Annotated in this window: 16 protein-coding genes; 3 read left to right on the top strand and 13 right to left on the bottom strand. The window is 68.5% G+C overall.

Annotation, left to right across the window (positions count from 1 at the left end; all coding sequences use genetic code 11):
- Positions 1-277 precede the first annotated feature (277 nt).
- The 8 genes from ABD481_RS24195 to ABD481_RS24230 form a co-directional block, all read right to left on the bottom strand.
- Positions 278-2485, bottom strand: a complete 2208-nt coding sequence (locus tag ABD481_RS24195) for a lipopolysaccharide biosynthesis protein (protein ID WP_344668033.1) — start codon at positions 2483-2485, stop codon at positions 278-280.
- 241 nt (positions 2486-2726) lie between these two features.
- Complete coding sequence (locus ABD481_RS24200) at positions 2727-3179, bottom strand: hypothetical protein (RefSeq protein WP_344668034.1); 453 nt, start codon at positions 3177-3179, stop codon at positions 2727-2729.
- Positions 3180-3182: 3 nt separating this feature from the next.
- Positions 3183-4385, bottom strand: coding sequence for a glycosyltransferase family 4 protein (locus tag ABD481_RS24205; RefSeq protein WP_344668035.1), 1203 nt, complete (start codon positions 4383-4385; stop codon positions 3183-3185).
- Entirely contained in the window at positions 4382-6940 is a 2559-nt protein-coding gene (locus ABD481_RS24210; RefSeq protein ID WP_344668036.1) for a hypothetical protein, read from the bottom strand. The genes ABD481_RS24205 and ABD481_RS24210 overlap by 4 nt, the downstream gene beginning before the upstream one ends.
- A gap of 56 nt (positions 6941-6996) precedes the next feature.
- The gene (locus ABD481_RS24215; RefSeq protein WP_344668037.1) at positions 6997-8187 is read right to left on the bottom strand and encodes a glycosyltransferase family 4 protein; all 1191 of its coding nucleotides are present in this window, start codon (positions 8185-8187) and stop codon (positions 6997-6999) included.
- Positions 8184-9194: a hypothetical protein gene (locus tag ABD481_RS24220; protein ID WP_344668038.1), complete on the bottom strand. Its 1011-nt coding sequence runs from the start codon at positions 9192-9194 to the stop codon at positions 8184-8186. The genes ABD481_RS24215 and ABD481_RS24220 overlap by 4 nt, the downstream gene beginning before the upstream one ends.
- A complete protein-coding gene (locus tag ABD481_RS24225; protein WP_344668039.1) occupies positions 9164-9994 on the bottom strand; it encodes a glycosyltransferase family 2 protein in 831 nt (276 codons plus the stop codon). The genes ABD481_RS24220 and ABD481_RS24225 overlap by 31 nt, the downstream gene beginning before the upstream one ends.
- 197 nt (positions 9995-10191) lie before the next feature.
- Positions 10192-10953, bottom strand: a complete 762-nt coding sequence (locus ABD481_RS24230) for a polysaccharide deacetylase family protein (RefSeq protein WP_344668040.1) — start codon at positions 10951-10953, stop codon at positions 10192-10194.
- 731 nt (positions 10954-11684) lie between these two features.
- On the opposite strand from ABD481_RS24230, the gene ABD481_RS24235 reads away from it, so the two are divergent.
- The gene (locus ABD481_RS24235; protein WP_344668041.1) at positions 11685-12074 is read left to right on the top strand and encodes a peptidoglycan-binding domain-containing protein; all 390 of its coding nucleotides are present in this window, start codon (positions 11685-11687) and stop codon (positions 12072-12074) included.
- A 276-nt stretch (positions 12075-12350) separates the two neighbouring features.
- Complete coding sequence (locus tag ABD481_RS24240) at positions 12351-12923, top strand: hypothetical protein (protein ID WP_344668042.1); 573 nt, start codon at positions 12351-12353, stop codon at positions 12921-12923.
- Positions 12924-12929: 6 nt separating this feature from the next.
- On the opposite strand, the gene ABD481_RS24245 is transcribed toward ABD481_RS24240, so the two are convergent.
- From ABD481_RS24245 to ABD481_RS24255, 3 genes are all read right to left on the bottom strand, one after another.
- The gene (locus tag ABD481_RS24245; RefSeq protein ID WP_344668043.1) at positions 12930-13586 is read right to left on the bottom strand and encodes a dihydrofolate reductase family protein; all 657 of its coding nucleotides are present in this window, start codon (positions 13584-13586) and stop codon (positions 12930-12932) included.
- A gap of 182 nt (positions 13587-13768) precedes the next feature.
- Positions 13769-14284 (bottom strand): pyridoxamine 5'-phosphate oxidase family protein, encoded by a 516-nt coding sequence (locus tag ABD481_RS24250; protein WP_344668044.1) that lies wholly within the window; start codon positions 14282-14284, stop codon positions 13769-13771.
- A gap of 178 nt (positions 14285-14462) precedes the next feature.
- A complete protein-coding gene (locus tag ABD481_RS24255; RefSeq protein ID WP_344668045.1) occupies positions 14463-18431 on the bottom strand; it encodes a CHAT domain-containing protein in 3969 nt (1322 codons plus the stop codon).
- Here ABD481_RS24255 and ABD481_RS24260 point away from each other — a divergent pair.
- Positions 18363-19148 carry a hypothetical protein gene (locus ABD481_RS24260; protein ID WP_344668046.1) on the top strand — a complete coding sequence of 262 codons (786 nt, stop codon included), beginning with the start codon at positions 18363-18365 and terminating at the stop codon, positions 19146-19148. The genes ABD481_RS24255 and ABD481_RS24260 overlap by 69 nt on opposite strands.
- Here the strand turns inward: ABD481_RS24260 and ABD481_RS24265 are convergent.
- Together ABD481_RS24265 and ABD481_RS24270 are read right to left on the bottom strand one after the other, a co-directional pair.
- Positions 19145-19582, bottom strand: coding sequence for a hypothetical protein (locus ABD481_RS24265; protein ID WP_344668047.1), 438 nt, complete (start codon positions 19580-19582; stop codon positions 19145-19147). The two genes, ABD481_RS24260 and ABD481_RS24265, sit on opposite strands and share 4 nt — an antisense overlap.
- Before the next feature lie 123 nt (positions 19583-19705).
- The gene (locus ABD481_RS24270) at positions 19706-20917 is read right to left on the bottom strand and encodes a hypothetical protein (protein ID WP_344668048.1); all 1212 of its coding nucleotides are present in this window, start codon (positions 20915-20917) and stop codon (positions 19706-19708) included.
- Between the last annotated feature and the right edge of the window lie 81 nt (positions 20918-20998).

The raw sequence follows: 20998 nt of genomic DNA on the forward strand, positions 1-20998 counted from the left end.
GCTTTGCCTACAGTGCCGCCGACCGGGTGTCCAGTCCACGCTGTACGCAACCGCCGCCAACACCTCAAAAGCAAGCGCGTGGACTTGACACCCGGGCGGCGGCGCTGTACCCGTAGGGCTGACGACGGGACCGAGGGGAACGAACCCCCACCTCACCAACCGCCAGCGCAGGGACTAGCAGCCACCCCCCTATGGAGCCGGCGCCAGTTCCCCGAGGGATCCGAGGCCCTCGCCGGAGGCGCCTGCCTTACCCAGCTTTTGACTTTGATCTTGTCCATCACCCATCCACCCCAGGCGGCTTAGCCCGCCGCCGCCCCGGCTCCCCCTGCCCACCCCGCTCACGCTCAGCCTCACGCTCACGCTCGCGCCCTCGCTCCCCCTCCCGCTCATCCGGCTCCGGCCGGAAGAACGAATCAGGCACCACAATCGGCCGCAGAATCTCCGTCTCCGCATCCGCGGCCGACGGCTGAACACGCCTCGGCGGCTCATCGCGGAACAGCGAACCGGCAAGGCCGCCCGCCGCAAACTCCCGCCCCGCCTGCTCCCCCCGGCTGCCCGGCACGCTTGGTCCAGCCTGCACGCCCGGTCCCGCCTGCGCACCAGAACCTTCTCCCCTCGGCCCACTCACACCCGCGCCAAGCCCAGCCCCCACATCCCCACGCGCACCACCCCGAGGCATCGACCGCGGCCGCACCCTCAGCCCGCCAACACCGCCGCCTCCACCGCCTCCACCACTGCCACCACTGCCACCACTCCCGCCGCCCCCAGGACGCCCCTGCCGCCAACTACTCTCCCGCCCATAGAACCGCGGCGTGGCATAGCCCCCATCGTCATCCGACCCATAAGCATCAAACCGATCGCTCCGCCCCCGCGCCTCCGGCCGATTCCACGGGAAGAACATCGGCTCAGTAACCGCGGTCGAGTCCCCGACACCGACCCACGGACTCTGCCGCGCCGGCACCCGCGGACGCTCCCGCAGCCCACTACGCGGCACGCCAGCCCCAGCCCCAGCCCCCGCTCCAACCCTCTCCCCAGCCCCGACCGGAACCCAATCCCCAACCCGCGGACCGTCGTCGACCCCCTCCAGCTCCTCCTCGTCGTAAACCCCCTCGTCGTCCTCGACCTCGCCGACCTCGCCGACCATCACCGGCTTCGCCCCCGGCACGAACGCCACCGCGAACAGCCCCGAAGCCAAGTTGCCCAGCGCCCAGGCCCAACCGACCCAGTTCAGCCCCCGGTGCGCGAATCCCAGCGCCAACGCCAGCGTCGCCACCAAATACACCACGTTGCTGCCGAGCAGCGGCTTCATCCGCCCCGTGATGCGCAGCGCGCTGCTGGCCCACGTGTGGAACGCGACCGCCAACGCCCCCAACGCCAACACCGTCAACAACCCCTGCGCATGCTCCGGGTAGTTCCCCCCGAACAAGCTCAGCAGCGGCTTGCGCACCAGGATCACCGCCGCGACGCCCGGCAGCATCACGGCGGTCATGATCTTCGCGGACCGCTTCATCAAGCTGCGGAGCTGATCGGGGTCGTGCGCCCCCTCCGAAAAGAGCGCATCCCCGATGGCATACGAACCGGTCGACAACAACGCCGCGATCTGCGAACCCAGGTAGTAGTAAGTAACGTTGTCGGGCCCCAGCCACCGCAGCACGATGATCGGCAACGCCAGCTGCGGTATCAGGTTGAGCAGCGACGAGAAGTGCGTAGTGGCCGAGTAGCTGGCCGTCTCGCGTATTCGCGTGCCACCGAAGTGGAACGAGAAGCGGAACCCCAGCCTCCGATACATCAAGTAGATCGACGCCAGCGTGGCAACCACATACCCGGTCCCGGACGCCGCCACGATGCCCATGGCGCCCATGCCGACCACCGCCGCCGGAATCACCAGCTTGGCCAGGCTCTGGATGAACCCGTCGACCAGCGTGTTGTACTCGGCCCGCCGCGCGGCCATGAACACCGAGTCCGTCACCAGGTTGACCGTGGCGAACACGCAGATGCCGATCAGGACCACCGCGTAGACAGGCTTGTCGTGAACGAACGCGAGATCCGGAGATATCAGCTTCACGATCAGGACATAGCCCGTACCCAGCACGAAACTGGCGCCCGCCACGAGCGCCAGCATCACCGACACCTGCCGGTTCCGTGCCGCACCCCGCGCCTGGAACCGGATCATCGTGGCCCCGAACCCGAAGGTGCTCAGGAACGAGATCAGCGATATCGCCGACAGCAGCGTGGTGGCCAGGCCGATCTGGGTCGAGTTGTAGAGGTGCGCGACGAGCGCCCAGAAGATGAAACCGATGCCGGCGGTAAGCCCGGCCGAGACCATGAGGAACATCGAGTTCCGGAGCATCTTCGTGCCGGCGTTGCCACTCTCGGCCTTCGCGCCATCACGCTCAGCACCCGCCCGATCCGCACCCGCCCGATCGGCCCTCGCCTCGCGAACACCCGCGTCCGCGTCGCGGACATCGACGCTCCCGGCACCCACGCTCCCCGCACTCCTGGTGCTCCCACCGACCCCCGCACCCTCAAAATCCACATCCCCGACACGCATCAAAGCAACATGCGTGGCATCAAGATCAGAAACAAAAGGCTCGGACTCCAACCTCGACCCCGGACCCGACCCCACCCCCGACTCCACATAGTCAGCACCCGGATACCGAGAGTCAGAAAACTCCGCACCCCCATCCGACTCCACAACCCCCGGCCGATGCCGCCCCCTGGTCCCCCTAGCCATGCCGCGCCTTCCGAACCCGAAGACCGAACAAGCAAACCGACAGCAGCACAAAACACAGAACCGCCGTCGTCCCCTCCGACGGATACTCCAGAAAGTGAGTGAGCCGATACCCAGTGGTCATCGGATGGGACAGATTATTCAGGCACAGATAAACCCACACCAAGAACGCATACCCGCCAACCCCCGCCAGCCCGGCCTCCACCACATCCGGCCGCCCGGCCCTCCGCACCCAGAACGTACCCGTCCGAGCACGCAACGCGCACGCACACGCGAACGACACCGCCAGCCCCAACGCCCCGAACGTATCGCGCCGTATCGGCAGCACAGTCGAGATCGGCGTGCTGAGCACATCAGGCCGCAGCACCGCGACCAGGGCCACGTAGCCCCAGCCCAGCAGCCCAGCGACCATCAGCGTCTCAGCGGCGGGCCGATACATCGTCCTCATTCGTCATCCCCGGTCGGCAGTACTCTTCCCCGGACGGATCGCCGAACGGTAGGTCTCGATCAGCCTCGAAGCGTGATCCGGCCACGCGAAACGCTCCACCGCGTACTCCCGCGCGTACTTGCCCATCTGTCCGCGCACCTCGGAGTCCGCCGCGATCTCCCGCAGCCGGACTCGGAGCGTCTCCGTGTCCCGGTGCACCAACGATACGCGATCACGATCCAGGTCGTAGGCCGCATAGCCACTGAGATCCGTGGTCACGACCGCGATCCCGGAACTCATCGCCTCCTGGACGGTGAGCGGGAACCCCTCAGCCATCGACGGCAGCGCGAAGATGTCGCAGGCCCGATAGGCCGCGGCCATGTCGGCGGAACCAAGAGATCCCAGGTAGATAACCGAGTCTCCACCCCCAGCGCCCGCCACCCCCCGCGCCAACGCCTCCGTCAACGCCTCCTCCGGACCCCCCGCGAACACCAACCCATAAGCCGGATCATTCGCCGCCAGCAACATGTCGAACCCCTTGTTCGGCATGAACCGCCCGGCGAACAGCACCAACACCCGATCCTGCGGCAGCCCCAACCGCTCCCGCACAGCCGCCTGCTCCACAGCGTCCCGAACCGGCCGGAACAACTCCGTGTCGACCCCGTTCGGCAAATGCTGCATCAGCTCCGGACGCGCGCCGAGCCCCCGGGCGAACGCCGCGACGTCCGAGTTCAGCGTGAACACAGTGCGCGCGGTCCGCATGAGCATCCGCCCAGCCGTCGCGTAGACGGCCTTCTGGACCAGGCCCACAGCCGCCGACGCGTGGTGCACCAGCGTCACATGCTGCGTGGCCACCACCGGAGTGCGAGTCAGCTTCGCGGCGGTCAGCGCCGCCCACGACGTCAGATAGAAGGCGTCATGTATATGGACGACATCCGCCCACCGCGCCCACTTCACCGCGCGCCGCAGCAGCTTCGGTCCCAGGATCGGGAACGGCACATCCGCCTTGCGCTCCAACCCGTTCCAGGCCCGGACCCGCACCACCCGGACCCCGGCCTCGTCGGTGACGCTGTTGCGGTTCCCGCTGGTGAGCACCGTCACCTCCACCCCGGCGGCGGTCAGGTGCTTGGCCTCGGCGTGCACGACGTTCTCTATACCGCCCAGGTGCGGCGGGTAGTAGTGACAGACGAGAAGGACTTTGAGCCGGCCGGCAGTGACGTCACTCATCGGTAGATCTCCACTCCGGGACTGGCATAGATCTTGTCCATCAGGTCATCGAGAAGCTTGATCGGGTAGACGTACTCGACCGCGGTGCCCCGGTAGCTGATAGAAGCCCGGTCCTCGTCCACCTCCGCGTGCCCCAGCAGGACGTAGCTTCCTGGTTGCAGCTGGAGCGGATCGGTCGTGCCCTCGACGGGACCGAGGTAGACGGTCTGGATCCGCTGGAAGACCTCCTGGCTGGTCTGGACCAGCATGGTCTCCTGCGCATCCGGCGGGCTCTGGTCGTAGACGTTCTGCAACCAGGCAGCCGCGTCCATCTCCGGAGCGGTCGGGTAGTACTCGTCGTAGTAGATACCGGCGTTCGACAGCCCGAGTTGTGGCTGATAACCACCAGTGATGCGCGGCACCACGCCAGTGAGGTCGATGGCCATCAGCGCGATCACCGCGGCAAGCACCGGCGTCCGGTACCGGCCGCACCAGCGCAGCGCCCAAAGCAGACCGGCCGCCATGAACGGGCCGAAGAAGAAGATGCCTTGCTGAAGCGCGCGCAAGACGCTGTAGTCGACGGTGAGCTGCGGCACGAGGGTCAGCAGGGCCAGCACCGCAATCGAGCCGACGGCCAACGCGGCCTGGTCCCGGGTCGGGGTCAGTTCGGCCCGGACCCGGCGATACCGCAGGCCCAGCAGGGCGACGGACGTGCCGAGCAGCAGCAGGAGCTGGATCCCGGCGGCGATGCCGAACCGGACCAGGCCGTTGAGGTTCGCCACCGGCAGCCCGAGGCTCTGGAGCCCCTTGCCGACCGAGGTCAGCGGCAGGTCCGGGATCGAGGTGATCGGCCTCGGATACTTGTCGATCACCCCCTCCGGGAAGTAGACGCCCTGGTCGCGGTCGTGGGCGGTCTGGGCGCGGGTCTCGGCCAGATAGGCGTCCATCCGCTGCTCGTCAGTGACCTGGGAGGCGCCGACCAGGCTGTTGGCGGTGTCGGCGGAGCCGACGTCGGACGAGCGGCCGCCGATGACCTCCTGCCACGCGCTGGTCAGGGTGCTGGTCAGCTGCCCGCTGGTGTGGGTGACCGGACCGGCCCAGCCCACGGCCAGGACGGCGGTGACGGCGACCAGCCAGACGGTGAGGAACGCCGGTGCCGCCGCTTCGGACTGCGACCCGGGCTTCGGCCCGAACTTGGACCTCCAACCGGACCCAAGTACGGAGGTAATGGGCTTTGTCGCCGCAGCCCCCGGAGCGCCAGGGGCCCGACCAGTACCGGAACGCCGCCGGATCCCTTCCTCCGCGCCCGCTTCCACAACACCTGCAGCGTTCGCAGTGACCGCCCCGAACGGGATGATCACGGTATCCGTGACATCAGCCGCATACGCAGGGTGCACAGTGTCTCCACCGAAGGTGGTCGCTATCTCATGCGCTGAGCTTTCACCCGCGACCCCCGCACCAGCCCGCCCCCGCCACCACACACCACCCCGGTCCAACAACCGCCAGGCCGTCGTGACCGCGACCCCCGACCCCAGAACCATCACCAGCACATAAGCGGTCGAGTAGTGCGCGAGCACGATCCCGACCATCAGCGGTATCAGCGCGAAGCGCCGCAGCCGAACATTCCCCTCCCGCTCCGACATCACCACGACCGCCGCGCCCAGCACGATGAACGCGATCTCCTGGCGTGCCATGTACGCCATGTCCGTGAAGAACGTCGGGAACGTCAAGAACAACGCCGACGACAGCAGAGCCACCTGCCGCGAGGCCAGGTTGTGGACCGAGCGGAACAGCGCGACCGGCGCCACCGCGAACATCAGCGGGAAGACGATCTTCCACACCCCGGCCGCCGAGATCGCGGTGAGCTTGGTCAGCGCGAGCGGCAGCAAGGTGATGCTCAGGCATGCGTTGTAGGCGGTCGGGTAGTCCGAGATCACCCAGTGCCCGCCGCCGAGGTTCAGCCGATAGACCTCGTACTCGACCTGGATGTCGTGCCCGGTGATCAGCCACCCGCGCAGCGACGTCAGCAGCAACAGAGCGGCCGCGCCGAAGAACACGCCCAGCTCCAGCACCTCGACCGCGTACCGGTCGTGCCGGATCAGCATCAGCGCCAGCAGCCCGGCGATGGCCGTGTACGCCACCAGGCTCACCTGCGGCCCGAGCCCGTTGTTCAGCCGCGTCGCGCCCGCGACGGCCAGCACCACGCACAGCACGCCGTAGCCCGCGACGACCCGCAGGCCCGCCAACTGCCGGATGCGGGACCAGGCCACCGGCGCGCATCGCGGGGAGAGCGCCCCGATCAGCAAGTTGACCAGCGCGAACCCGGCCGCCAGCGGCACCGTCGCGAGCGGCCGCCGGTAACCGACCAGCGGCGCGCCGAAGTTCACGAGCAGCACCACCGCGAAGTCGGTGACCAGGGCGAAGCCGAACGCCACGAGCAGCGCGGCGTCGAGCCGGGACACGACGCGCCGCGCCAGGCCCAGCCACAGCGTGGTGGGCGCGCCGAGGATGAGCCACAGACCCGCCAGCGTGGCCAGCGGGCCCGGCAGGTAGTAGGCGCCGAAGCAGGCGACCACAGCGGCGAGGACGACGCTCCCCAGAAGCGCCGTCCTCCCGTTCGAGCTCTCCGTGTTCAGAATCCCACCTGCCGGTAGACGTCCTCGATCGCCGATACGACACGGTCCCAACGGCTGTCGGCGACCCGGGCCGAGCCCGCCGCCGCCAGCGCGGCCAGCTCCGAGCGGTCCCGGGCCAGGCCGTCGATCGCGGCCGCCAGGGCCGACGGCGTCGGCTCGGCGAGCCGGCCCGCGCCCTCGACCGTCTCGATGTTGCCGGGCACCGCGGTGGCCAGCACCGGCACGCCGGCGGCCATGGCCTCCAGCACCACCAGCGCCATGCCCTCCCGGTCCGACGGCAGGACGAACAGGTCGGCGTCCGCGTACTCCTTGACCAGGTCCTCGCCGTGCTTGCGGCCGACGAACTCGACCCGGTCGTCCAGCCCGAGCCGGGTCGCCCGCGCCTTGAGGTCCGCGCCCAGGTCGCCGTCGCCGACGAGCCGCAGCCGCACCGGCTCGGTGACCAGCGCCAGCGCGTCGAGCAGCCGGGCGACGTTCTTCTGGGTGTCCAGGCGGCCGACGAACAGCAGCCGCAGCGGGTCGGGCCCGACCTCGCCCACCGGTTCCGGGCTCGCGACGCGGGGCGGCAGGAAGAACTCCTCGGCCACCCCGTTGGGGACCACGTAGACCTTCGCCGGATCCGCACCGTAGCGCTCGGCCAGGAAGTCGCGCTGCGACTCGGTGAGCACAATGATGCCCGCCGCGCCCCGGACGACGCGGCCGAACAGGTGCGTCTTGTAGAACGGCAGCAGGCGGCCGAGCGGTCCCGAGGCGTCGACTTCCATGTGGAAGTGCAGGAGGTAGCGCAGACCGCGCAGCCGGGCGCTGAGCCAGACCTGCTCCGGCACGACCGCCGTCGAGCAGTGGAGATGGATCACGGTGCCGGGCCGGATCCGCAGCAGCGAGCCGAACATGCCGGGGGCGAGCGACGTGTGCGCGACGGTCACCGAGCGGTGGCGCCGGACCTTGACGCCGCCCGCCTCGACCGCGCGGCGCGGCGCGCTGCCGGCCTGGTTGTCCGTGGTGACCACGCTGACGTCGTTCCGGGCCGCGAGCCGGGTGGCCAGGACGTGGACCACGCGCTCCACGCCGCCGAGCAGCGGCGGGTAGTTCGGCGTGACCTGGACGACGCGTCGGCGCGGGCCCGACGGGGAGCCGGCCGCGGAGCCGGCGACGGGTATGTGCTCCGTGGAGCTCTGCTCGGTCATGCCACCGCGATCTTGTAGTGGAGGATTTGGTCGCTGCCGACGAGGGAGACCCACACGTATTCGGCCGCCGGGTTGACGGGCATGCTGACGACGGTGCTCATCGCCTGGCCGTCCCAGGTGAGGTCGGCAACGTGGTTGTCGTCGACCTGGCCGCCGTTGGCGTCGACGGTCCAGACGCGGACGCTGTAGGCGTCGGTACCGGTGTCGACGGCGTGGACGCTGACCGGCACGGTGAGCACGGTGCCGTCGACCTGCGGCCGGGATGTGAAGTAGAGCGCGGTGTACGGCTGCGGCGTGCGCGTGAAGGAGTCCCGCAGCTCGGCCCGGACCGGCGGCAGCGCCAGCAGGGCGCCGACGGCGACGACGCCCGCCATGCCGACCGCGAGCCGTCGGCGGTGCTGGAGCGCGTTCGCCGCGAGTTGGTGGCGACGCTGCCAGAGGTCGCTCGGGGTGAACCGCTGAGGTTGCGGTTGCGATTGCGGCTCGGTGGGAGCGGGAGCGGCGGCGGCGGCTTCGGCGGCAGCGGCGGAACGGGCAGAGCGCGAGCGAACCGGTGCGTCGTCGGCGGTGGGGCCGTCAGCGACTACCGAGGGGATGACAACGGTGGCGTCGTCAGCCACGGTCGCGGCGATGTCGACGTCAGTATCGTCGGCACTAGTGTCGTCGGCACCGGCGGCATCAGTGCGCGCGGCATCGGCTCCAGCATCGCCGGTACCGGTACCGGCCGCAGTCGCGTCCACATCCACATCGCGCCCCTTGAGCGCGGCCAACTGCCAAGCCGGACGGCTCGGATCCGGCGGCGCGGACCGTGCCTGGTCAGGCCGAAGCGGCCCGCCCGACCCGGCCGTCGGGGCCGGGTCGAAGGACCGCGTGTCGAAGGGGACCGCCTCGTCGGCGCCCGCTTCGTCGAAAACCGGATCGTCGTAGACCGGTTCCCGCTGGGACCGTGCCGCGAACAGCCGGGCGAACACCTCGCTCAGGCGGCCGTGCCACTGCCGGTCTGGCATCCCGGGCTTGCTCCTTCTGCCTCGGACGCGCTCGCCGAACGCATCGCTGGGAACCGCGCGCGCTCGGCCCCGGACCGGACCGGGACGCCCTGGTAGGAGTCCTCGGAGGCCGGGCTCTCGTGCCGGATCCGGTGACCGACCAGGTGGGCCATGTTCCGGACGCCGTCGCGGACCGAGTTGAGCTTCACGTCACCGCCGCGCACGCGGTACTCGATGTGAGTCTCCGTCACCTTATATCCGGCGAGCACCGCCGCGTTCTTGATCTCCTGGGAGAAGGCCATGCCCGGCGAGCGGACGTCGATCCCGGCCCAGACGTGCCGGTGGAATATCCACATCCCCGACTGCGAGTCCCTGATGTCGTGCCGGAAGATGAGCCGGCTGACGAAGCTCAGCAGGTGGTTGGCCCAGAAGTGGGAGTGCTTCATGGCGCCCCGGTTCGCCGAGTGCAGGCGGTCGGTGGTCATGAAGTCCGCGCCGGAGTCGTCCAGCGTGGCGAGCAGCTCGGGCAGGTGGTCGAACGGGTAGGTGCGGTCGGCGTCGCCGGAGGCGATCACCTCGCCCTCGGCGGCGGCGAAGCCGGCCTTGTAGGCGTTGCCGTAGCCCTTCTCGGGCTGGAACACGACCCGCGCGCCGCAGCTCCGGGCCAGCTCCCCGGTGCCGTCGCTGGAATTGTTGTCGACGACGACGATCTCCGTCGTCCAGCCGAGCTCGGCCAACTGCGAAACCGGTATCGAAGCGATTACAGCTTCTATGTTCTCGGCCTCGTTATAAGCCGGGATCACGACCGACAACGATCGCATTCGAGTCCCCCCAAAGGAACGGTAAGGCGGCGGACCTTCGCCTCTGTCACCGGAATCGGCAAGTGGCGGAAGGTTACGGCGGAGCTACACATGGTGCTTGTATTCAGGGGGCACCAGATGACAAGTAGTTCGAGTCCTGCCACAAGCGTTCGAACTTGTCGGGGGCGCCGTGCCGTCGGTGGCGGTCGGCCTCGAAATCATAAGGCATCACGCCCTGAAATCCGGCGATGAAGCCGGTAGGTGTAGAGCATTTTGAGAATATGTTTGGAAGTGTGCACTTGCCCGATCCAGATCCTGGGCAGCGCGTGCGGCCCCAGACCCACCCGGGAGATGACGGCGCAGGCGTAGTCGTAGCCCGCGTCGGCCACGGCCGAGCGGGCCGCGGCGTCCATCGACCCGTAGGCGTAGCAGTAGCCGGTCGGCGCCTTCCCGAGCATCTCGGTGAGCTTCCGGCGGCTGTCCGCCACTTCCTCGCGCAGCACGTCCTGGTCCGCACCGGCCAGTTTGACGTGCATCGAGCCGTGCGAGCCGATCTCGAACCCGGCGTCAGCCCAACGCCGGATCCCGGACTCGTCCACCAACGGCCAGGGGGTGCCCTCGTCCCATTCGTTCGCCCCGCCGAGCCGGCCCGTCAGGACGTAGAACGTCCCGGAGAAGCCGTAACGCTGCAGGATGGGCAGCGCGTTGTCGACAACGTCGGTGTAGCCGTCGTCGAAGGTGAGGCCGATCAGGCCTCGCGCCGAACCGGCAGCCCGCGCGGCCTGCAGTTCGGCCACCGAGACGCCCCTGAGGCCGCGCCGCTTCAGCGCCGCCATCTGCTCCTCGAACCGGTCCGGGGTCACGGCCAGGTTGTGCGGGTCGTGCGCGCGGACGCCCACCGAGTGGTACATCATGATCAACGGCAGGTGCGGCATACGCCGACCTGCCGCCACCGCGTCGCGGGAGAGGGCTTCGGTCATGGAGCTCCGGCACCAATGCAAGTCGATACGGCTGGGATGCCAGGCAGCATATGCCAAGGCGGGCCGGGTTTTGACCCTCGGGGCCGGGTTTGGCGCCGTTATGCACGGAGAGTCAAATCGAACTGTGCTGTTCGTACCTTTTTGCCACGACTCTGCGTGGCGGGCAGTCCACCTTGCGAGATTGACTCCGTTTGAGACTTGACACAGTCGCCTGAGGTGACTCACACCTTTTCGCCCGATACGCCGGGTCACGGCCCACTGACTCAGCGCAGTGCCGGAAAGCGCGGAACGGCCACCCGGAGACGTTCGGACTTCCGACTTTCATCGGGGATCCGGACGGGGCCCGATGAATAAGAGCGCTGACTATCTCGCATTACCGGACTGCGATACATAGGGATTGCCTCGATTGACTTGGCTATTGCGCAGCCGCTAGCCGGTGGGCGCCATTCGACGCCGCCCCGGCCGCGTCGGGCGAGACCACTCCGTCACCCTGCGTGATCGAGTGGCTACTCAACCCCCTGAACCGCTTTTTTCACCGGCATTTCACCGGTGATTCACTGCCCTTTCGCCAACACCCCAAGAGCCATCGAGGCCTGACATCAATACCTGCGCAACAACAGCACTCCTCGATATCCCGCTGACCACCACGGATTACCTGATCGTTAGAGCGGCATTAGAGGCCCCGGCGACGTTGAAAGCGTCCAAGACAAACTTCGACCAGAAGGAAGTCCATGCGACTCTCCAAGCGCATTGCCGGCGCCGCCGCGACCCTGGCGTCCGCCGCCGCACTGACGGTCACCGCCCAGACCGGCGCCCACGCCTCCACCACCGCCGACTGGCTCAGCAAGGGCGACACCGGCAGCGGCGTCTCCTGCGTCCAAGTGGCCATCAACTACGCGCACAACTGGTGGCCGGGCTCGGTCGCCACGGTCCGGACCGACGCCATGTTCGGCCAGCTGACCGCCAACGGCGTCGTGGCGATCCAGCGGATCTACGGCCTGTCGCAGGACGGCATCGTCGGCCCCCGGACCGGCGACCGCCTGTGGCAGATCATCCACTCGTTCGACCCGAAGGGCGAGCTGCACCCCGACTGCTACTGGGACCTCCCGACCCTCAGCTAGTCCGTCAAAAGGGCGAGCGGTCGATCAACGAGCGACCGCATCGCGATCAAGCGAATAGCGAAGCGGCGCCCGGTCGGGATTTCCCGGCCGGGCGCCGTCGCCTTCGGCCCGACGACTTCCGCACATCTCCGAGAGTTCGCTCTGATGACAGGCTCCCGCCTTCGAGGGTTTCTCCCGACTCACAGTCCGCCCGCGCATCAGAGATCCTTTGGGCCGCACTCACAGCGCCAAGATCGGAGTGGGATGTCGGACACCGCACCATTGACCAGACGATCAGTGATCCGCATAAGCTCCCTGACACTCGGAGCCCTCGTCCTCGCGGGATGCTCCGACTCGGGAACGACCGGCGCGCCGGGAACGGCGGACGCCACCGGGCACACCGGAGGGTCGGGGCTCCTCAACGGGGCTCCCAAAGAACCGCCGCAGCTCAGCGCATGGCTCGTCGGCACCTGGACCGGCTGGATCACCTTCCGCACGATCCGGATGACGATCGAGCTGTCACCGGGCAAATGGCGCTCCACCAACGCGCCGGACCAGGAGCAGCGGTCCTCCACCTACGGCATGCAGCCCGGGCACTCGGTGTTCGGCGACTGGGCCCTGAGCCCGGACGGCGGCACGATCGTCGTGACCAGTTCCGACCCGAACATGAACGACGAGCTCGGGAACGGCGCGTCCGTCAGCCTCAGCGGGCTTCCGGCGCGCGTGGACACCCCCGGCTCGGCGACTCCGCACTCCCGCACCAGTGACGACAGAGACAACTACAGCCTCGACTTCGACGTCTCGTGGGACGGAACAGTGCTGACGGCCACTCTGAAAGGCAGAAAGTGCATGGAGATGCGCCGCGCCTGACCGGGTTCACTCCCTCGGCCGGCGCTGGAAGGTCATGTGCACGACGCCGGCGGGGCTGGAGACCGACTCGATGTCGAACCGCTCCTCCAGCCCCTCCAGCCCGTCCCACAGCCGGACCCCGCGGCCCAGGATGATCGGCACGACCACCACGTGCATGAGGTCGATCAGGTCGGCGGCCAGGAAGGCGCGCACGGTGGTGGGGCCGCCGCCGATGCGGACGTCGAGGTCGCCGGCCGCTTCCCGGGCCTGGCGCAGCACCTCCTCGGGCTCCGCGGAGACGAAGTGGAAGGTGGTGCCGCCCTTCATCTCGACCGACGGCCGCGGATAGTGGGTCATGATGAAGCACGGGGTGTGGAACGGCGGCTCCTCGCCCCACCAGCCGTTCCACTCCTCGCTCTCGTCCCACGGGCCCTGCTGCGGCCCGAACTTGCGGCGGCCCATGATCTCGGCCCCGACGCCCTCGTTCCACGCGGAGGCGATCATGTCGTCGACGCCGTGGCTCCCGCCGCCCGGGCCGAACATGCCCTGGAACGTGCTGGTGGCGAAGAACCACTGATGCAGACGCTGGCCGGCGTGGCCGAACGGCGCGTCGAAGCTCTGGCCCTCGCCGGTCGCGAAGCCGTCGAGCGAGATCGTGAAATTGTGAACCCGGACCAGCGGCATCGCTGTGGCTCCTTGCCCTACTGCCCATCGGCATATGCGGTCATGACGCCGATGCCTGTGTCGAGTTCACCGCCTGGTCCCGCTGGCGAGCTCGAACGTCGCTCACAGATTGCTGCCTCGGCCCTGCCGACTTTAGTGATCGACGCGGGCGCGCGCGGGCTTGACGCGCCGCAGTGATCAACTCAGTTGCCGTAGCGGTACCGAGTCTGGCTGTAAGGGCTCTTACCGAACGCCAGGATCTTCGCCGGCACGACCGCGAAGACGAGGATGTCCCCGCTCGGACCGTCCTCGTCGCGGAACGCGTCATCGGTGACCTCGTAGGTCCAGTCAAGCTTCGACTTCCACAGCACCGCGAGCTGTTCGAGGCGGGACCGGTCGGTGACGCGGACCGCGTCCCCTTCGACCACCACGTCGAGCCCTTCGCGGAAGTGGTTGGCACCGGTACTCAGGACGCAGTGGGAGTTGGAGCGCAGGTTCACGGCCTTCTGCTCCCCGGGACCGGTGGCGAAGTGGAGCACGCCGTCCAGCCACACGGTCGGCAGCGGCACGACGTGCGGCCGGCCGTCGCCGCGCACGGTGGACAACCAGAACATTTCAGAGCTCGACAACAGTTCGGCCACCTCGGCCCACGGCCGGGCGGTGGCGCCCGGCTCGCTGAAATCCCCGTTGAACTCCACGGTCGGCTCGGCCTGAGACATCAGTGCTCTCCTATGCGGTGTCGTGATCGGTGGCGCCATGATCAAAGAGGAGGATCCGGGCGGAATCCTCCTATATGATCCTGCCACGCCGCCGCGTCCCACGGCTTCGCCGCCAAGATCACGCGCCGATGTGGAGACTCACGCGCCGACGTAGAGACTCACGCCGCGATGTGGGGATTCACGCGCCGACGTGGAGATGCGACGCCCACAGGCTCGGCACCTTCGGATGGGCTCCGCGCAGCCGGCGCACGGCGTCGTGGAGCGCACGTGCTGAATGAGCAGCGTCGGGGCCGAGGCCGTTCGAGTGATCCAGCAACAGCGAGTAGAACGTGTCGGCGAGCGCGCCGGCGGCGGAGTCCGGGATGTCCCAGAGGGTGCCGATGACCCGAGGAAAGCCTGCGAGCTGGAATGCCGAGGTCAGATGGATCGCCTCGTCCATCAGCGTGGGGCCGTGGAACGCCGTGCGACAGGCGGAGATGTAGGCCAGGTGGGAGTTCGTGAGGCGGATCGAGGCCAGCGCGGCGACGGTGAGCGGGGACGACGCGTGGTCGTGAAGCAGGAGTCTGCTTTGGGAGGGATCTTCGGGGTCGTATACGCCGTGGCAGGCGAAATGCGCGAAGGAGCAATTTGGAAGAAGGTCCAGGACGGCTTGTCGGGTCGGGACGACGGATCCTGGGTGGTCGGCCGCGGGTTCGACGAGGATGACGGGATTGGGCAGTCGGGCGGCGACCTGGGCGGCTTCGTCCGCGGCGTGGGGCAACGCAGCGAGCTGATCGAGACCGGGGGTGACGGGCATGGCGACGATCAGCGAGCGGGCATTGGTCGTACCGGAGGAGGCGGTCTGACGACGGGCATGTGCCAGCGCGCGGATCGTCGGCGTGTAGGAGGAGACGACGCGGTCGAGCACGGACTGCCCCGTCGCTGTGGGATCTTCGAGTCCTGCCGCATGCAACGGCAGCAGGCCCAGAAGTCCGCCGGTGGCCCACCACACTCGCGGCCAGGTCCCACCCTGAGGGGAGTCGTGATAGCCGAGCGCATCGAGTACGGGCTCGGCGGCTACTTCCCACAGCCATTCCAATACGGCTCGCATGCCGGCCGAGCCCGTCTTGCGGTCCGCCGGGGTGAGCTCGGGATCGCTGGCGATGAGCAGGCCCATGTGGAACGTTCGGATGATCTCGATCAGGTCGCTGTGGTCCAAGCCTGGGAGTCGTACGCACCGCACACCGTCGGTGGTCAGCAAGAGCGCGTCGCTGCGCCGGGCGGCGATGTTGAACGTGACGATGGGGCCGGCCGAGGCCTGCGCGAGCAACTCGTCGACTGCGGGAAGGCCGGCGAAGGTGCTGAACCCGTCGAGCGCACGGATGGCGGCCAGCAGGGCCTCGAACTCCGCGGACACCGCGTGCCGGTCGTGCTGGTCGCGCTGGTCGTGCCGGTCGTGCGGGTCGTGCTGGTCGCGCGGATCACGCTGGCCGCGCCGGTCGACGGATGCCGATGGGGCGAGCGGCTCCACGGCCTCGTCCAGTAGCTCGCGAAGCGCGGCGTAACGGTTGGCGAGTTCCGGGTGGTGTCGGCTCAGCTCGGCGAAATCACTGCGGATCTCCAGCGTCTGGGCGAGCAGCACACCACGCCCCGCCTCCAGCAGTCGGAGCGCTTGCGCAGGCCGCTGGTGTTCGGGAATCCGGACGTCCTCCAAGGCGAACGCGGCCGCCTCCGATGCGAGCCCGGTGAGGCCGCCGAGTGCGTGCTGTTGATCGGATCGTTGCAGGAATCGTGGGGTAATGCGCGGGAGCAGTCCGACGGCGGTCGCCAGCGCGTCAGTGACGGCCTGCGCATCGTCCTCCGCCGTACTCCACAACGCGGCCACCAACGCGGACCGGGCCCGCGTCGATGGCCGGGCGCTTTGCACCTCCACGGCAGCCAGGTTGCAGGCCACTGCATGGCGAAGATAGGAGTCGCCATCAGCGTCCCCGGCCGCCTTGGCATGCTGGTGCCGGGCGGCCAGGACCATGGCCAGGTTCGAAAGGATCGTCGCACGGACCGGCCGATCATCAGGACAGGCCTGAAGGGCACGCCGGAGAACGGCGACGGACTCGTCCAGATCCCGAAGGTCCTGGAAACGCTCGAAGCGGTACCAGAGCACCTGCCCGAAGTTGGACAGCATCCCGAGGTGTTCAGCGCGGTCGAGGTTGCTGATCCGGGTGACCACCCGCCCGGCGGCGACGGCTTCTTCGAGGTCCTCGTCCGATCGGGAGTGGCCGAACCGGGCGCTCAGCGCCGTCGCCAGGTTGGTCGCGTAGCCCGGGTGGTCGGGATGGCCCTGCCCGGTCTGCTGGACGGCGAGGCGGCAGAAGGCGACGGCCTCGTCCACGTCCTCGATCGATCGGGTGCGGTAGAACCGGGTCAGCAACGCGCTGCCGACGTTGCCGGCCAGGCCGGCAGCCAGAACGCGGTCGCCGCCGGCCGCCCGGAAGGCATTGCGGAGTTCCTCAATGGCCTGATCCAGGTCGTGCAGCGACCCGGTGAAATCGGACCGGGCGATCAAGGCCGTGCCCAGGTTGGACAAGCAGATGGCCCGGTCACGATCGCCGTTCTGCGGCGCTGCGGTTGCTGTTGAGGCCGCCGTTGACGCTGCCGTTGACGCAGCCGCGGCCACGGCAGCAGCTTTCCGGTGCGCCGTGATCGCCTGGTCCAGGTCGTCGAGCGTGCCCTGGCGCCGGAAGCGTAATTCCATCGTCTTCGCGAGGTTGGTCAGGCGACCGGCGTACCCGGGTTCGGACTCAGGCGTCGCCTCGACCGACGCGCGACCGGCGGCCAGCGCCTCGTCGAGGTCGGCCGGGTCCCCGGTGTAGCCGTATCGGATCGACAGCGCGACGCCCAAGTTGGACAAGGGCGCGGCGGAATCATCGGCCAAGCACTCGATCGCTTCCCGCCCGGCAGCGATCGCCTCGTCCAGGTCCGCCAAGACCCCGGTCTCCTCGAACTGCTCCCGCAGGCGGTTCCCGAGCCCGGTCAGTGATGCTCCGAGTTCGATCAGGTTCCTGCTGTGGTCGGGATGCCCCTCCGGGATGGTGGCCAAGGTCTGACGCAGGACGGCGACGTCTTGGCGGAGGTCCGATATCGAGGTGGTGCGTACGAGTCGCGGCTGCCCCGACGCAGTACCCTGCGGGACGATGAAGGGGATCAGGCTCTCTGGCAGCGGAGGCATGGGATCCGGTGCTGTCATATAGACGATCCGTAGGTGCCGGATCGCGGCCGCGAGTTCGTCCTCACCCTGGCCGTCCGGCAGGGCGTGGTAGCGATACCACCGGGCCCAGCCCATCAGATAATTGACTTCGAGGGCTGCCGGGTGGTCGCTCAGCTCGGCGAGCATCAGGTCCAGGCCCCGGATGTGCTCGGCGGCCTCGGCGGACAGCAGGAGGTCCAGGCGGCCGAATTCGGCAGACCGCTTGAGCAGCGTACGAAGCGCGGCCAAGTGCTCCTGCCAGAGGTCCACGAGCGCCCCCGCCTTGTGAGTCCGACGTCCCGAGCTCAGGATAGTCTCGCAGCATTCTGACTCGAAGGTGCGGTGAGCTGATCGGATGACTGATGTCAAGCTGGCATTGGCGTACGTCTGTGTGCACCGGGACGCGTTGCGGCTGGAGTTGGCCGACGTCGAACCGGGCCGGGGCCTCGCAGCCGATCCGGCGTCGCTGCTGGAGGTCCTGGACGCGGCCTTGGCCGCGGGCGATGCGGTCCAGCCGATTCTGGACGCGATCGACGCCACGCTGCGCGAGGACGGCGATGCGCTGGGGTTGTACGGACGGCTTCGGGCTGATGCGCGAGGGCTGAGCGTGGCCGGGATTGCGAAGGCGCCTCCTGCGAAGGATGAAGCTGTGCTGGTTTGCCCGGCCGGGTTGTGCTCGCGCGCCCAATGGCCGGTGCCGGGCGCCAGTGGCGGTGCTGCCGCTACGCCTGGTCCTCGCGGTCTTCCTTCTGAGCGGTGCGCCCTGACCGGCGCTCCCCTCAGCGAAGCACGGTTGTAGAGGTGGGATCGTTCTGGCAGACGCTCGGCCAGAAGATGGCCGAGCGATGGCTGACGTTGCTCGTCATCCCTGGCGCTCTCTACCTGGCCGCGATCGGGGTCGCCACCACGCTCGGACAGGCGCATGCCCTCGACGTCGGGCGCCTGCATCGGCGGATCACGGCGGCGGCCAGGAATCCGGCGGTGGCCAACGGCACCGGCCAGATCGTCCTGCTGGTCGCGGCCCTCGCCGCGGCGGCTCTCGTCGGCCTCGCCGCCCAGGTCTCCGGCCGCGTGGTCGAGCACGCGGTGCTCGCCGCCGACTGGTACACCTGGCCGCGCCCGCTGCGGGCCGTCGCCCGCTGGCGCATCCGGCGACGCGCGGCCGCATGGGACAAGGCCGAGGCGGCGTATCAGGCCGAGCGGGAGAAGGCCCGCGCGGCTTTGGAACTCGGGCGGCGCGCGGATCGGGCCGAGCGTGACCGCGCGTACGCGATGATGCTGCGGATCTCCGAGGGCCGGCCGGAACGGCCGACGTGGAGCGGGGAACGGATGCACGCGGTCACGACCCAGCTGGGGGAATCAGGCATCGATCTCCCCCGCGAATGGCCTCGGCTCTGGCTGACGTTCCCCGACAGCGTGCGCAAGGAGATCACCGCCGCGCGGGGCGAGTTGACGCGGGCCACGACGCTCGGTGGCTGGGCGGTGCTGTATCTGCTGCTCACGGCTTGGTGGTGGCCTGCGGCCCTGGTCGCGGCCGTGGTCGGCGGCACTGCGCGGTACCGGGTCAGGGGGACGGTCGACACGTACGCGCAGCTGGTCGAGGCTGGGACGCTTTTGCAGGGCCGGGAGGGACCGGCCTAGAGGACGGGAAGGGTGTCATCGCCTGGTGCGGGGGTTCGTTCACTGATAAGCAGGTCGCCGCGATCTGTGGTCAGGACCCAGATCATGCGGATGTTCTCGTGGCTGTCAGGAGACCGAAGCCAGGTATCGGGATCGGCCAGCACGGCATCGATCTCAGCGCGGCTGAGCTGCGGTGCGTCGTCCCAATCGCCGTCGAGCGGTTCACGGATCTCGATCATGTCGCGGTCGATCAGGTCGGCGGCCGAAGTGGCGAACTGCGGGACCAGCGCTCGCATCTCCTCGAAGGTCAGGCGGTTCGGAACGTGGAAGTCTCCGGTCTCCGCCCAGCTGCTCCGGGCTCCGTAATGCGTGATCGCTTCGTTGAGATAGCCCTGTGTCATCGCGACATAGAGGATGACGTCTTCGGCCGTTCGCTGGTCCCAGATTGGCATCATCCGACTCCTTCTCCGCGAAGGTGCTGCGGGCCGCTCGATCAGGGTTCCAGTGTGGAGCATCTGGATCGTCGTCTCATCGATCGCGGCCCGCAGCGCGCAATACCCTTACTTCGACGGCTTCCCCTACTTCTTCGCGCCGGCTCCGTTCACCACCGTCAGCGGCGCGGACTCGACGGTGGCCGACCGTCCGTCCGCCCACGTGCCGGTCACCTGAACGGACACGGCGTCGCCGAGGTACTTGCCCACGAGGTGGAACCGTGCGTCGGTCGCGCCCGCAACGGCCTGGCCGTTGACGAGCCACTGGTAGGCGAACCGCGCGTCCGAGCTCCAGGTGCCAGGCGTGGCCGTCACGAAGCCGCCGACCTTCGACGAGCCCTCGATGGTCGGCGTGCCCGGTACGTCGACCAGCAGGTAGTGGTAGAAGGTGACGTTCTCCGGACCGTTCGGGTCCGGCTGCTCACGATTGAGGATATTGAGAGTCAGGCCGTCCGCGGTCTGGAGGAAGGACAGCCCCTCGATCTCCTGGTCGTAGGGAACCTTGAGCTGGAACAGGTTCTGGACCTGCCCGGTCGTCAGGTTGGCGCGCGAGATGGTCTTGGCGTCGTTGTCCGAGGCGAAGTACATCCAGCCGTCGTGGACCTTGCCGCCCTGAGCCTGGTCGATCGGCTGCGACAGCGGGACGTAGTGGTTGAACGTCCAGTCCCGCAGGTTGTAGACGGCTAGCTCCGTCGCGTTGTCGTACGCCATGCCGTAGGCAAGGCCCTTGTCCGCGTCGACAGCGACCCAACTGGCGATGTCCTGCACGCCATGCGGCGGCGCCAGAGCTGCGGCCTGGCCGGTGAAGCCCAGGTCGGAGCTGTTGTAGACGGCGAAAACCGGCGTGTCGTACTGGTTGCCGGTACCGGGATCGCGCTTGCTGCTGTCGAGCGAGATGTACAGCTTGCCCCCGGCGTAGTCGATGTCGCCGATGTGGTTCAGGCCCTTGCTCGCGAGCGGCGACGGGTTCGCCAGAACGGGCGGAATGGCCGGCAGGCTCTTGGTGAGGGTGTTGTAGCGCAGATCGGTGGTCTCCAGACCGTTGGTACCGGAGAAGTACCAACGGCTGCCGTCAGTGGTGACACCCTGGTTGCGCGCGTTCCCAGCGTCACCGACGAACACGTCCTTGCCGACCAGCTTCCAGATACCGTCCGCCTGCCCGGGGGCCGCGACGGCGACTGCGGACAGCGCGGACGCCGCCTGCACAGGTGCCGCTGCTGCCGTAGTGACCGCCGTAGCCGAGGCCACCCCGGCCAGGGCGAGAGTGACGATGAGCTGCCCGCTCGTGAACCTTCGCATGATGACTCCATGTGGTCCGCCGACGATCATGTCCGCCGCGCCCGCCCAGTTCTATAAGGGCGAGTTGGAATGATCACGTCG

The sequence above is a fragment of the Catenulispora yoronensis genome (genome assembly GCF_039531695.1).
Taxonomy (GTDB): Bacteria; Actinomycetota; Actinomycetes; order Streptomycetales; family Catenulisporaceae; genus Catenulispora; species Catenulispora yoronensis.

Excerpts from the sequence above, each read along its gene's own strand:
- ABD481_RS24255 (WP_344668045.1), bottom strand. The coding sequence starts at position 18,431 with ATGCGCCTGTCCGAGCGTGGTGGCGACCCCGATCGCGGCCAGGTAGAG.
- ABD481_RS24215 (WP_344668037.1), bottom strand. The coding sequence starts at position 8,187 with ATGACCGAGCAGAGCTCCACGGAGCACATACCCGTCGCCGGCTCCGCG.
- ABD481_RS24245 (WP_344668043.1), bottom strand. The coding sequence starts at position 13,586 with ATGCCGCTGGTCCGGGTTCACAATTTCACGATCTCGCTCGACGGCTTC.
- ABD481_RS24205 (WP_344668035.1), bottom strand. The coding sequence starts at position 4,385 with ATGAGTGACGTCACTGCCGGCCGGCTCAAAGTCCTTCTCGTCTGTCAC.
- ABD481_RS24220 (WP_344668038.1), bottom strand. The coding sequence starts at position 9,194 with ATGCCAGACCGGCAGTGGCACGGCCGCCTGAGCGAGGTGTTCGCCCGG.
- ABD481_RS24270 (WP_344668048.1), bottom strand. The coding sequence starts at position 20,917 with ATGCGAAGGTTCACGAGCGGGCAGCTCATCGTCACTCTCGCCCTGGCC.
- ABD481_RS24230 (WP_344668040.1), bottom strand. The coding sequence starts at position 10,953 with ATGACCGAAGCCCTCTCCCGCGACGCGGTGGCGGCAGGTCGGCGTATG.
- ABD481_RS24250 (WP_344668044.1), bottom strand. The coding sequence starts at position 14,284 with ATGTCTCAGGCCGAGCCGACCGTGGAGTTCAACGGGGATTTCAGCGAG.
- ABD481_RS24235 (WP_344668041.1), top strand. The coding sequence starts at position 11,685 with ATGCGACTCTCCAAGCGCATTGCCGGCGCCGCCGCGACCCTGGCGTCC.
- ABD481_RS24200 (WP_344668034.1), bottom strand. The coding sequence starts at position 3,179 with ATGAGGACGATGTATCGGCCCGCCGCTGAGACGCTGATGGTCGCTGGG.
- ABD481_RS24225 (WP_344668039.1), bottom strand. The coding sequence starts at position 9,994 with ATGCGATCGTTGTCGGTCGTGATCCCGGCTTATAACGAGGCCGAGAAC.
- ABD481_RS24265 (WP_344668047.1), bottom strand. The coding sequence starts at position 19,582 with ATGATGCCAATCTGGGACCAGCGAACGGCCGAAGACGTCATCCTCTAT.